This is a genomic window from Nakamurella sp. (assembly GCF_048594475.1).
Taxonomy (GTDB): domain Bacteria; phylum Actinomycetota; class Actinomycetes; order Mycobacteriales; family Nakamurellaceae; genus Nakamurella.
Genome location: NZ_JBMDXT010000308.1, coordinates 1 through 11,622 on the forward strand (window position 1 = coordinate 1; position 11,622 = coordinate 11,622).

Genomic DNA, 11,622 nt, shown 5'->3' on the forward strand with positions numbered 1-11,622 from the left:
GTCGTCCGCGTACGTGATCTTCAGATTGCGCGGATCGCCGGGTAGCCAGGATCCGCGGCCCGGGTGGTACTGCTGGAAGCAGGACATCGTGTCGGTCCCGACGAAGCCGTCCGCGTCGGCCTGCCGGTAGGCCGACCACAGTTCCCGCGCGGCGAACACCTGCGGGGTCTGGGCCGCCACGACGGTGCGGGCCGGGAGCACCTGCAGATGCCCGGCGTCGTCGACCGGGCGGATGTCGTCCCGCTCCAGGGCCGGGATCACCGCGCCGGTACGGGCGGCCTCGGCGATCAGCGCGGCGGTCAGCGCCGGGGTGACGATCGGGCGGGCCGCGTCGTGCAGCAGGATCAGCGACACCGACCCGTCCTCGACGGCCGGGCGCAGTCGGGTGAGCGCCGCCATCTCCGATTCGTGACGGGTCGACCCGCCGACGACGATCTCCACCGGCCGGTCGACGTCCCGGGCCAGCATCCGCTCGGCGATCTCCCGGTCCGGCTCCCGGATCACCAGCAGCAGCCGCCCGACCGCCGGCACCCGGGCGAACGTGCGCAGGCTCCAGGCCACCACGGGCCGGCCGGCCAGCGGCAGGAACACCTTGTTGAGGTCGGCGCCCAGCCGGGTGCCGCTGCCGGCGGCCAGCACGACCGCCGCGGTGTCCGCGACGGGCGGGGGGTCGGTCTGGTTCACGGCGGTCCCTGGGGGTCGGGGTGTCGGTGCCGGCCGGGGGCGGCCGGCGGAGCCTGGTCAGGATAGGGCCCGGGCCCGCCTCACTCGCGGCGCAGCGAGTCGGCGACGACCTCCCCGATCAGCACGGCGGTGTTGGCCGGACCGCGCCGCGGTACGGCGGGCAGGATCGAGGTGTCCGCGACCCGCAGCCCGTCGACCCCGTGCACCCGGCCGACCTGGTCCACCACGGCGTCCGGATCGTCGGCCGGGCCCATCGGCGCGGTGCCGCAGGTGTGCAGCGACGTGCCCAGGCGGTCCCGGATCCAGCGGTCCAGCGCGCCGTCGTCGTCGGCGGTGCGCGGGTCGAGGTCGGGCGGTGCGGCGGTCCGGCCGGCGAACGCAGGGCCGGTCACCAGGGCCAGCGTCGTACGGGCGCCGTGGCGCAATGCGGCCCGGCCGGCCTCGGTCGACAGGTAGCCGTACTCGACCGTCATCGGCACGTCGGGGTCGGCCGAGGTCAGCCGCAGCCGGCCGGTGGGGTCGGGGTTCATGGCCGAGATCAGCACCGGCAGAGCGGGTGTCGGGGAGGCCGCGCGGCCGGTCAGGGTGGCCATCGGCACGTTCGACGGCAGGATCTGCACGTCGCCGCAGGCCGGGCCGCCGGGTGACCGGACGTTGAGGCAGGCGCTGATCCAGCTCGCGTCGCCGCGCCCGGCGTCGTCGCGCGGCGTCCACTCCAGGACGATCTGCGGGTGGTCGCTGAACCGCCGGCCGACCGGCCGGTCGAGCAGCACCGGGATGCCGCAGCGGCCCAGGTCGCCGGCCGGCCCGATGCCGGACCGGGCCAACAGGTGCGGGGTCTCCAGGGCGCCCGCGGCCAGCACGACGACGCCGGCCCCGATCGACGAGCGCTGCCCGTCGACCACGACGTCCACCCCGACCGCCCGGTCGCCCCGGAACCGGATCCGGTCGACCACCGCCCGGCCCCGGACGGTCAGCGCCGGCCGGTGCATCGACGGCAGGAGGTAGGCCAGTGCGGTGTTCCACCGGACGCCGTCGGCGACGTTGCGCGGGACCGGACCGAAACCCGGTTCGGCCTGGGCGTTCTTGTCCGGCTCGGCGGCGAACCCGAGGTCCGCGGCGGCCTGCGCGAACAGTGGTGCGGTCGGCCCGGTCGACGGCGGGCGCTGCACCGGGATCGGCCCGTTCTCGCCGTGCAGGTCGGAGGCGCCGAGGTCGAGGTCGTGTTCCATCGCCCGCAGGAACGGCAGCACCCGCTCGTACGCCCAGACCGGGTTGCCCGCGGCCGCCCAGTCGGCGAAATCCTCGGTCCGCGCGCGGATGAAGTAGCCGCCGTTGGTGGCCGAGCAGCCACCGAGCACCCGGCCCCGGAAGATGGTGGTGGCCTGGCGGTCGGTCAGCTGCACGGGATAGGGCCAGTGCTGCCCCGCGGACGGCGCGGCGCCGGGCACGACTCCCGCGTCGAGCAACTCGGGCGGGTAGTCGGCCGCGAAGCGGGGCGCCTCGCCGGCCTCCAGCACCAGCACCGACCGCCCCGGATCCTCGGTGAGCCGGGCGGCCACCACCGAACCGCCGGCCCCCGCGCCGACGACGACGACGTCGTAGAAGTCCACCCCGGCGGTCAGTCCTCGATCTGGTCCCGGGCCCGCTTGACGATCTTCGGGTCGGCCGGGTAGACGACCGAGGTGTCCTTGTCCTCGTAGTCGAACTGGTTGAGGAAGAAGCGCATCGCGTTGATCCGGGCGCGCTTCTTGTCATTGCTCTTGATCGAGGTCCACGGCGCCTCGTCGGTGTCGGTGGCCAGCACCATCGCTTCCTTGGCGGCCGTGTAGGCCTCCCACCGGTCGAGCGATTCGATGTCCATGGGGGAGAGCTTCCAGCGGCGGACCGGGTCGATCTGGCGGATGGCGAACCGCGTGCGCTGCTCGGCCTGGGTCACCGAGAACCACAGCTTGGTGAGCGAGAACCCGCTCTCGATCAGCATTTCCTCGAACTTGGGCGCCTGGCGGAGGAAGATCTGGTAGTTCTCGTCGGAGGTGAAGCCCATGACGCGCTCGACGCCGGCCCGGTTGTACCAGGACCGGTCGAACAGCACGATCTCACCGGCCGTGGGCAGGTGCGTGATGTAGCGGTGGAAGTACCACTGACCGAGTTCGGTCTCCGTCGGCTTGGTCAGCGCGACGACCCGGGCGGCCCGCGGGTTGAGGTGCTCCATGAAGCGCTTGATGGTGCCGCCCTTGCCGGCGGCGTCCCGGCCTTCGAACAGGATCACGTGCTTGCCGCCGACGTCCTGGGTCCAGTACTGGAACTTCAGCAGCTCGATCTGCAGCTTGTACTTCTCCTCCTCGTACACCTCGCGCGCGAGCCGCTCGGAGTACGGGTACTCCTCCCGCCAGGTGACGATCGGGTTCCCACCCGGGTCGATGAGATCGGGGTCCGAGCCGTGCTCGTCGTGCTTGACGGAATACCCGTCGTTGAGCAGGTGGTCGAGGTACTCGCGGAAATTCTCCCGGATCAGCACCCGTCCAGTATCGACCCTGGCGACACCGATGACCGAACGTGGGGTCCGGTGCGGGTCGTTGGCCGCATCCGGGTCATCGCCCGTTCGCGCACCGTTCATCCGGCGGGTTCGCGGCCCGGTCGGGTGACGGCGGAGTCGCGCGAGGCCGCTCGGGGTCGCCGTCCGGCGGGCCCGGGTTAGCCTGGCCGCGGGCCGGCCGAGTGGCCGACCCGGGAAGGGGTTCGATGCTCAGGCGCACCAGGCTCGTACGCACCCGGCCGGCGCGCGCCCGGCTCGCCGGCGCCCGGCTGACGCCCGGCCGCGCGGGCGGCCTGGCGGCGTTCGCCGGCTCCGTTCTGTTGCTGGCCGGGTGTGCCACCGCCGGCACCGGCGACGCGGTGGGTGCGACCGGGTCGGCGTCGGCAGGATCCTCGACCGGATCGTCGGCGGTGTCGTCAGCCCGGTCGTCCGCGTCGTCGTCGTCGGCACCGTCGTCGGCCGCGTCGTCGTCGGCCGCGTCGTCGTCGGTCGGGTCGGTGTCGTCGTCGACCCCCGCGAGCGGGTCCCTCTCGACGTCCGAGTCCGGGTCGTCGCCCGCGCCGGACGGGGGAAGCAACGCGGTGCCGGACTGGCCGACCCTGCAGGCCGCGGTCGCCGCGGCCGACGCCCAGCTCGCCACCGCGAAGAGCGAGGGTTGGTGGTCCGGCCCGGTGTGCAGCCCGGACATCGAGCAGCACCGGGAGAACGCCGGCCAGGACCCGCTCTCGGACGAGCAGCTGCGCGCCGAGTGCGCGGCCAACCTGGCGGAGTTCGACGCGTCACGGCAGGATTTCGTGGCGCTGCAGGCCCTGGAGGCCGGCGCCCGCTCGGCCGAGACGGCTCGGGTCGGCGCCCTGCTCGGACTCCCGACGGGGCAGGAGCCCACGGTGGGCCAGATCGTTGTTGTCCACGGCTGCGAGCAGGGGTGGATCACCGATCCGGCGGACTGCTCCGGGATACCGGCCGGCTGAACGTCTCGTCGACCCAATGGATCTCGATCCGGGGTCGGGGTGGTCGGGCCGGTGCTCGGTGCCGTGGTCCCGGTTGTTCTCGGGGTGGCGGCCAGGGTGGGGATGTCGGTGGGCGGGGTGGCCGACTGTGGTGGGTGTGGCCGGTCGGGGTGGTGGTGGTGATGCCGGCTCCGGTGTCGGTGGTGTGGTCGGTGAGGTGGGTGGTCCAGCCCTCGAGGTCCTTGACCAGGTTGCAGGCGGTGCAGCGGCCGTTGCCGTTGGGCAGGGTGGTGGGTCCGCCCTTGCTGAATGCGACGGCGTGGTCGGCTTGGCGGATCGGCGCGCCACACCAGGGGGTTCGGCAGATCTGATCGCGCGCGGCGAGGAAGATGCGGGCGGCGGGTGGGAAGTCGCGGCGGCGGGCGTCGGTGGTGAGTAGGTCCCCGGTGTTGGGGTCGGTGAACAGCCGCCGGATCCAGATCTGGGTGTGCTGGTCGGTGGTGATCAGGTCGCGGGCGATGGGGGCGGGGACGGGTCCGTAGCCCAGGAGGTGGGCGGGTTCGGGGTCGTCGTCGGCCAGGGCGCGGTCGGTCATGATCAGGTGCAGTTCGATGGCGGGCCGTTCGGGGTCGCCGTCGCCCGGGGTGAGGGTGCGGCGGATGAGTTCGTCGGCCATGACCTGGTCTTTGCTGCGGTGGTCGTCGGCGGTGCTGTTGGCGGTCATCGCGGCGCGGTGCAGGGCCCCGTAGACGCTGACGCCTTCTGTCAGGGGGAGCAGCGCGGTCAGGTAGGTCATGCAGTCGGGGGCGGGTCGGATCGTGACGCGCCGATCGGTGACGGCCTTGCGGGCGCGGTCGGCGGCACCGTCCGGGTCGAGTCGGTGGGCCCAGCCGCGGGCCTGCTGCGCGGTGTGCCGGTCGCTCCACCCGGGCAGGTGGGGGGCGATGGCGGCGTCGATCTGGGCGCGGTCGTCGGGGCTGAGGTGGGCGGTTTCCCGGGCAATGAGGGTGGCCCGCCATTCGCTGCCCTCGCCGCGTTCCATCACCTGCAGGATCTGCGGCAGTTCGTGGACCAGGGTGTGGGCCAGGCCGACGTGCCGGTTGCCTTTGTGCGGGCTGTCCCGGCGGGCGAGGGCGATCTGGGCGCAGACGGAGCGGCGGGCGTCGGCGGTGCTCATGCCGTTCTCGATGAGCCGGGCGCGGTGGCGGGTGGCGAAGGCGTCGGTGAGGCGGGCCTGCCGGGCGCTGATCGCTGTTGTGAGCTGTTCCAGCGCGGTGATCTCGTCGATGAGGTCGGCGTCGGTGCCGGTGGTGTGGAGCGCGGCCAGCATCGTCCGGAACGCGACGGCGTCCGAGGTGCTCGACATGCGTTCGATTCTACCGCCTGAACCGCTCGTGCGCAATGAGTATCCGTGCACCTGGAGGCAACGAAATCGAACATCAGACCAAGGTCCGGAACTCACCCGCGAACCGCTGGGCAGCGCCACTAAGGGTGGGCCGGCCGTTCTCCCCGGCCGGCCCGGACTCCGCCGCCCAGGGAGAGCTCCTGGCCCGGCTGGGCCGGTCGAGCGCACCCGTCGGCCACGGACCGGGGTTGTGGTCGAACCTGGGGACACCTGCGCGGATCAAATCGCGCCGAATGTGACGCGGGGGGCGCGGGTGAACGATTTCGTCCGCGCCGGCGTTGTTGATCCGCGCGGGTAAGGCTGCGCCGGCTGCGGCGGCATCACTCGGCGGCGGGGAGCGAGACGGCGGCGATCAGCAGGTCGCCGTCCAATGCCCACCGCCCGTCGCAGCGGGCGAACGGGCCGGTCGCGGCCGGGGGCAGGAGCAGCCGCACCCGGAATGACCCGTCGGGGGACAGGCGCACGTCCGCGTCCTCGAACCCGAGCCACTGCTGCTGCACCGGGTACCACGCCTTGTAGAGCGCCTCCTTGGTGCAGAACAGCAGCCGGCCCCAGTGCACCCGCCGATCGGCGGCGACAAGCGTGTCGAGATGGGCGATCTCGGCTGCCGACGCGGTGAGCGCGAGCACCTCGTCGGGCAGCGGTTCGTGTGGTTCGGCGTCGATGCCCAGGGTGCGCAGCTGCGAACGCGGGGCGACCGCGGCCGCCGCGAAGCCGGGGCAGTGCGTGATGCTGCCGACCACCCCGGCGGGCCAGAGCGGCTCACCCGCCCGCCCTGGGGGGATGGCACCGGCCGGCGCGCCGAGCCGGCGCAGAGCCTGCCGGGCGCAGGCGCGGGCCACCGTGAACTCGCGGCGCCGGGCCGGCACCGCAGTGGCCACCGCCGCTTGCTCGCCGGGGTAGAGGCCGACATCGCCGCCGGGCGGCTCGTCCCCCCGGCACTGGGCCACCGCGACCGCCGGTGGGAGCAACGTCGCGAGGGCCGACATCGGCCCAGCGTAGGCACCGCCCGTGCTGAACCGGACCGGCCGGCCGGATCGGCACTCAGCCGGGAGCGGCGAGCGAGCGTTTGATGTCGGTCTTGAGGATCTTGCCGACCTTGGAGCGGGGCAGGTCGGGCCAGACGTGCACCTCCTTGGGCGCCTTGACGCTGCCGATCCGGCCCTTGACGGACGCGATGACCTCGGCCGGGTCGAGCGCGGCGCCGGGTGCGGCCTGCAGGACGGCCACGACCCGCTCACCCCATTTCTCGTCCGGCAGCCCGACGACGGCGCAGTCCTGCACACCGGGGTGCTGCATGATCGCCTGCTCCACCTCGGTGGAATACACGTTGAAGCCGCCGGTGATGACCATGTCCTTGGCCCGGTCGACGATGAACAGGAACCCGTCGTCGTCCAGGTAGCCGATGTCGCCGGTGTGGTGCCAGCCGTACCGGGACGCCTCGGCCGTCGCGGCCGGGTTGCGGTAGTACCCGGGGGTGACCAGCGAGCCGCGGACCACGATCTCGCCGCGCTCCCGGCGGGGCAGCAGGGTGCCGTCCGCGTCCATGATCCCCACGAGGACCAGGGGAGACGGCCGGCCGGCCGACGTCAGCCGTCCGGTCGCGACGGAGCCGTCGGCGTGGAAATGGTCGGCCGGCGCCATCGTCGAGATCATCATCGGCGCCTCGGTCTGGCCGAACAGCTGCGCCATCACCGGGCCGATCCGGGTCAGTGCCTCCGCCAGCCGGGTCGCCGACATGGGTGCTGCGCCGTACCAGAAGCACTGCAGGGACGTCAGGTTCGTCGCATCCAGCGACGGATCCGCCAGCACCATGTAGATCAGTGTCGGCGGCAGGAACGTGTGGGTGACCCGGTGCCGCTCGATCAGCGCGACGAATGTGCCGACGTCGGGCCGGCGCATGATCACGATCTCGCCGCCCAGGCACATGATCGGGAAGCAGAGCACGCCGGCGGCGTGGGTCAGCGGCGCCAGGGCGAGGTAGACCGGCCGTTCCGGGAAGGGGTAGCTCATCAGGGTGATGGCGGTCATCGCCTCCAGGTTGGTGCCGGTCAGCATCACGCCCTTGGGGCGGCCCGTCGTGCCGCCCGTGCCGACGATCATGGCCCCGTCGTCGACCGCCGGACGATCGACGACCCCGGCCGCGGCCCCGCCGGCCAGGAAGTCCGGCCAGCCGAGGGTGCCCGCGGGCAGCGGGCCGTCCGGGTCCAGGCACACCCAGGTCCGGATGCCGGGCAGGTCGGGCCGAATCCGGTCGACCAGCGATGCGAACGAGGACTGGTAGACCAGCACGGTGCAGTCGAAGAGGTCGAGAAGTTCGCGATTCTCGGCTGCCTCGTTGCGCGGGTTGATCGGGCACCAGACGGCACCCGCCCGGCTGATCCCGAACACGCAGCTGAAGGCGACCGGATCGTTGGCCGACAGGATCGCGATCGTGTCTCCGGGCGCCACCCCGATGGCGACCAGGGCCGCGGCCACCCGGTGCGACAGGTCCTGCACGTCGCGGTAGCTCCGGCTCATCCCGTCCGTGGTCAGGCAGGGCCGGTCCGGATCCAGCGAGGCACCCTTGTCCAGATAGTCGACGAGCCGCACGGTCTCACTCCTCGCCTCCGGGTCGACCCTCCTGCCGGAGGACGGTCACATGCCCATGCCGCCGTCGACCGGCAGGCCCGCGCCGGTGATGAAGCGCGCCGCGTCGGAGGCGAGAAAGACCACGGCGTCGGCCATGTCGCCGATCTCGCCGAGCCGGCCGGCCGGCGTCAGCTCGACGACGGCGCCGACGGCGGCCTCGGCCGACGGGAACAGGCCCAGGGTGGCCATGTCGTTGGCCAGCCCGATACCCATCGCGGTCGGGACCAGGCCGGGGTAGACGCAGTTGACCCGCACGCCGTACCCGAGCTTGCCCGACTCCATCGCGGCGACCCGGGTCAGCCGGTCGACGGCCGACTTGGTCGCCGAATACACCGAGATGCCGGGGAAGGCGATCGTCGCCGCCACGGACGAGACGTTCACGATGCTGCCACCACGGCCGGCCGCGCCGCCCGGTCGCATCGCCCGCAGGCCGTGCTTGAGGCCCAGGGCGGTGCCCAGCACGTTCACGTCGAGCATCTTCTGGATATCGGCGATCTCCAGATCGGTGACCAGTCCGGAGATCTCGACCCCGGCATTGTTGACCAGGATGTCCAGGCCGCCGAAATCGGCGACGACCGAGTCGATGGCGGCGGCCCAGTTGCCGTCGTCGGTGACGTCAAGCCGGACGAAACCGTGCCCCTCGCCGAGCGACTTGGCCGTCCGCTCGCCGTCGGCGTTGATGTCCGCGATGACCACGGTCGCCCCGGCCGCGGCCAGGGCGCCGGCCATGCCCTCACCGAGACCCTGGGCCCCGCCCGTCACGATGGCAGTGCGTCCGGTGAGGTCGATCGAGGTCATCTGCAGGCTCCTTTGCCTTCATGTCCCGGCCGCCGCGCCGGCGGTGCAGCCAGGTTCCGGCAGCGTCTTGACAGTTGTCAAGGCTTCTCTGGACACTTGTCAAGACGACGCGACCGGCGCGTCACGGGCGACCCGGGAGGCGACGGTGGGCACGATGGCCGCGCCGACCAGCCGCGTCGACCGTCCCGGGACCGACCGGTTCGACGCCCGCCGCGCGGAGCTGGCCGACGCCGCGCTGGCCACCCTCGGCGAGCTCGGCTACGCCCGCACCAGCCTGCGCGAGATCGCCCAGAAGACCGCCTTCTCGCACGGCCTGCTGCACTACTACTTCCACGACAAGACCGAGCTCCTCACGTTCTGCGTCCGCCGCTACAAGGCCACCTGTGTCACCCGCTACGACGAGGTGATCGCCCGCGCCGGCACCGCGGCGGACCTGGCGGCCGACTTCGCCGACGCGCTGGCGACGACCCTGGAGCAGGACCTCGCGATGCACCGCCTCTGGTACGACCTGCGGTCGCAATCGACCTTCGAGGCGTCGCTGCGCCCGACGGTCATCGAACTGGACGCCCAGCTCGAAGCGATGATCTGGCGGGTGGTCGAGCGGTACGCCGCCCTGTCCGGGTCGCGTCCGCGGGTCGAGAGGTTCGTCGCCTACGCCACCCTCGACGGGCTGTTCGAGAACTGCCTGGTCCGGCAGGCCGGCGGCGACGTCCGCGCGGCGGGGCAGTTGCGGACCGGGGCCCGCTGGCTGCTCGGCACGTTGGTGGCGCCGGACTGATCGGGCGTCGAGGGCAACCGGGGGTGCCCGGACGGATCCGGACACCCCCGGGGATCGCTACACCGTGCTGGCCTGGAAGCGGTGCCGTTCCGCGTCGTAGCGGACCACGCGCACGCGCACGGTCTGTCCGAGCGCGGCGGTGATCCCTCGGACCAGTCCGGGCACGCCCGACGACGATGCGACGAGCACGCCGAAGGGCAGCGCGTGGGTGACGGTGACGTCGATCAGGTCGCCGTCCCGCATGGAGGGTGCGGTCATCCGCCTCACCTCCTTCCTGAGGTACCGGGGTGGGCCGGACCGGCCGGCGTCGCGGCCGCCGGTCACTCCCTGGTCTCGAGGCGGTTGCGCGGGCCGGGGCGAACCGACGTCACGATGCCCAGTGTCGCACCGGCCGATCCGCCGGTCGAGCCGGTGACAGGGCCCGGTTCCGCGCACAGGATTCGCACAGTGGGGGAACAGCCTGCGGATGGGTCGGCCGACCAGAGTGGGCCGTACGAGCCGGTCAGCACTGCCGGCCCGGCTCGATCGATCACCTACCCCGAGGAGTGTCCATGCCTGCCCAGAGCCGCCCGACCTATGAGGGCCGCGTGCTCGCCCGTCCGGACGAGGAACTGGTGGACCAGGGACTGTCGTTCGACGTCGGCACCCTGCTGACCCGCCGCCGGATGCTCAAGGCGTTCGGCCTGGGCGCGGCGACCATCGGCCTGGCCGCCTGCGGTGTCACCTCCACGTCCGCCGGCGGCACGTCGTCGACCGCCGGGTCCGCGGGGTCCTCGTCCGCGGCGTCCTCGGCATCGTCGTCGGCGGCGTCCGCCGCCGGGTCGGCGGCCGCCGGCACCTTGACCGAGATTCCGGACGAGACCAACGGTCCGTACCCCGGCGACGGCACCAACGGGCCCGACGTCCTCGAGCAGAGCGGCATCGTCCGCAGCGACATCCGTTCCAGCTTCGGCACGTCCACCACCACCGCCGAGGGCGTGCCGATGACGCTGCGGCTCAACGTCTATGACATCCAGGGCGGCCAGCAGGTGCCCTACGCGGGTGCGGCCGTCTACGTGTGGCACTGCGACCGGGACGGCAACTACTCGATGTACTCCAGCGGGATCGAGAACGAGAACTATCTGCGCGGCGTGCAGATCGCCGACGCCAACGGCGTCGTCGAGTTCACCAGCATCTTCCCGGCCTGCTATCAGGGCCGCTGGCCGCACGTGCACTTCGAGGTCTACCCGGACGAGGCCAGCATCAGCGATCACGATCTGAGCGTCTCGACCTCGCAGCTGGCGTTCCCCGCGGACGTCTGCACCACGGTCTACGCGACGGCCGGCTACGAGTCCTCGATCACCACCTTCGGCCAGTTCACCAGCATCGCCGAGGACAACGTCTTCGGCGACACCGACGGGGTCGGCCAGATCGCGACGGTGACCGGTGATGTGACCTCCGGGTTCCTCGTCGAACTGACCGTCGGCATCGACCCGACGACCGAGCAGAGCGCGGGCATGGCCGGCGGCGGTCCGGGTGGCGGCGCCGGTGGGGGTGGCACCCCGCCGTCCGGCGGCATGGGTGCGCCGCCCAGCGGGAACACCCGACCGACGACCGGCTGAGCCGGCCCGGCACGTCTTCCACTGCAACGTATTGCGCCGCCGGCCTGGTCCGGCACATCACACCAACCCGATCAAGAAATCCTTTGGAGGTCGACCATGGGCGGATTGTCCTGGTGGCACTGGCTGGTCATCGGCGGTGCCTTCATCCTGCTGTTCGGCGCCAAGAAGCTCCCGGACGCCGCGCGCGGCGTCGGTCGCTCGCTGCGGATCCTCAAGTCCGAGGTGGCCGCGATGGA

At 72.4% G+C, this 11,622-nt stretch carries 12 protein-coding genes; 4 read left to right on the forward strand and 8 right to left on the reverse strand.

Annotated features, from left to right (window positions below; translation table 11 throughout):
* From ACOJUF_RS14090 to ppk2, 3 genes are all read right to left on the reverse strand, one after another.
* Positions 1-684, reverse strand: a 684-nt coding sequence (locus ACOJUF_RS14090) for an IspD/TarI family cytidylyltransferase (protein ID WP_420122461.1), incomplete at its 3' end; no start/stop codon positions are given.
* Positions 685-764: 80 nt separating this feature from the next.
* Positions 765-2,297 carry a mycofactocin system GMC family oxidoreductase MftG gene (gene mftG, locus ACOJUF_RS14095; RefSeq protein ID WP_420122462.1) on the reverse strand — a complete coding sequence of 511 codons (1,533 nt, stop codon included), beginning with the start codon at positions 2,295-2,297 and terminating at the stop codon, positions 765-767.
* A gap of 8 nt (positions 2,298-2,305) precedes the next feature.
* The gene (ppk2, locus tag ACOJUF_RS14100; protein WP_420122463.1) at positions 2,306-3,205 is read right to left on the reverse strand and encodes a polyphosphate kinase 2; all 900 of its coding nucleotides are present in this window, start codon (positions 3,203-3,205) and stop codon (positions 2,306-2,308) included.
* Between the two features lie 224 nt (positions 3,206-3,429).
* Here ppk2 and ACOJUF_RS14105 point away from each other — a divergent pair, with 224 nt between their 5' ends.
* Positions 3,430-4,194, forward strand: coding sequence for a hypothetical protein (locus ACOJUF_RS14105; protein ID WP_420122464.1), 765 nt, complete (start codon positions 3,430-3,432; stop codon positions 4,192-4,194).
* Here the strand turns inward: ACOJUF_RS14105 and ACOJUF_RS14110 are convergent.
* From ACOJUF_RS14110 to ACOJUF_RS14125, 4 genes are all read right to left on the reverse strand, one after another.
* A complete protein-coding gene (locus tag ACOJUF_RS14110) occupies positions 4,154-5,539 on the reverse strand; it encodes a DUF222 domain-containing protein (protein ID WP_420122465.1) in 1,386 nt (461 codons plus the stop codon). The two genes, ACOJUF_RS14105 and ACOJUF_RS14110, sit on opposite strands and share 41 nt — an antisense overlap.
* A gap of 359 nt (positions 5,540-5,898) precedes the next feature.
* On the reverse strand, positions 5,899-6,567 hold the full coding sequence (locus ACOJUF_RS14115) for a 4'-phosphopantetheinyl transferase family protein (RefSeq protein ID WP_420122466.1): 669 nt from the start codon (positions 6,565-6,567) through the stop codon (positions 5,899-5,901).
* A 55-nt stretch (positions 6,568-6,622) separates the two neighbouring features.
* Positions 6,623-8,170: an acyl-CoA synthetase gene (locus ACOJUF_RS14120; RefSeq protein ID WP_420122467.1), complete on the reverse strand. Its 1,548-nt coding sequence runs from the start codon at positions 8,168-8,170 to the stop codon at positions 6,623-6,625.
* Between the two features lie 45 nt (positions 8,171-8,215).
* Positions 8,216-9,007, reverse strand: a complete 792-nt coding sequence (locus ACOJUF_RS14125) for an SDR family NAD(P)-dependent oxidoreductase (protein ID WP_420122468.1) — start codon at positions 9,005-9,007, stop codon at positions 8,216-8,218.
* 154 nt (positions 9,008-9,161) lie between these two features.
* On the opposite strand from ACOJUF_RS14125, the gene ACOJUF_RS14130 reads away from it, so the two are divergent.
* Positions 9,162-9,785, forward strand: coding sequence for a TetR/AcrR family transcriptional regulator (locus ACOJUF_RS14130; protein ID WP_420122469.1), 624 nt, complete (start codon positions 9,162-9,164; stop codon positions 9,783-9,785).
* A gap of 57 nt (positions 9,786-9,842) precedes the next feature.
* On the opposite strand, the gene ACOJUF_RS14135 is transcribed toward ACOJUF_RS14130, so the two are convergent.
* A complete protein-coding gene (locus tag ACOJUF_RS14135; RefSeq protein ID WP_420122470.1) occupies positions 9,843-10,043 on the reverse strand; it encodes a hypothetical protein in 201 nt (66 codons plus the stop codon).
* Positions 10,044-10,336: 293 nt separating this feature from the next.
* Here ACOJUF_RS14135 and ACOJUF_RS14140 point away from each other — a divergent pair, with 293 nt between their 5' ends.
* A complete protein-coding gene (locus ACOJUF_RS14140; protein ID WP_420122471.1) occupies positions 10,337-11,386 on the forward strand; it encodes an intradiol ring-cleavage dioxygenase in 1,050 nt (349 codons plus the stop codon).
* Between the two features lie 96 nt (positions 11,387-11,482).
* A partial coding sequence (gene tatA / locus ACOJUF_RS14145) for a Sec-independent protein translocase subunit TatA (RefSeq protein WP_420122472.1) occupies positions 11,483-11,622 on the forward strand: 140 nt, incomplete at its 3' end.

Coding starts and splice junctions, on each gene's coding strand:
- ACOJUF_RS14115 (WP_420122466.1), bottom strand. CDS start 6,567: ATGTCGGCCCTCGCGACGTTGCTCCCACCGGCGGTCGCGGTGGCCCAG.
- ACOJUF_RS14140 (WP_420122471.1), top strand. CDS start 10,337: ATGCCTGCCCAGAGCCGCCCGACCTATGAGGGCCGCGTGCTCGCCCGT.
- ACOJUF_RS14110 (WP_420122465.1), bottom strand. CDS start 5,539: ATGTCGAGCACCTCGGACGCCGTCGCGTTCCGGACGATGCTGGCCGCG.
- ACOJUF_RS14105 (WP_420122464.1), top strand. CDS start 3,430: ATGCTCAGGCGCACCAGGCTCGTACGCACCCGGCCGGCGCGCGCCCGG.
- ACOJUF_RS14130 (WP_420122469.1), top strand. CDS start 9,162: ATGGCCGCGCCGACCAGCCGCGTCGACCGTCCCGGGACCGACCGGTTC.
- ACOJUF_RS14135 (WP_420122470.1), bottom strand. CDS start 10,043: ATGACCGCACCCTCCATGCGGGACGGCGACCTGATCGACGTCACCGTC.
- ACOJUF_RS14125 (WP_420122468.1), bottom strand. CDS start 9,007: ATGACCTCGATCGACCTCACCGGACGCACTGCCATCGTGACGGGCGGG.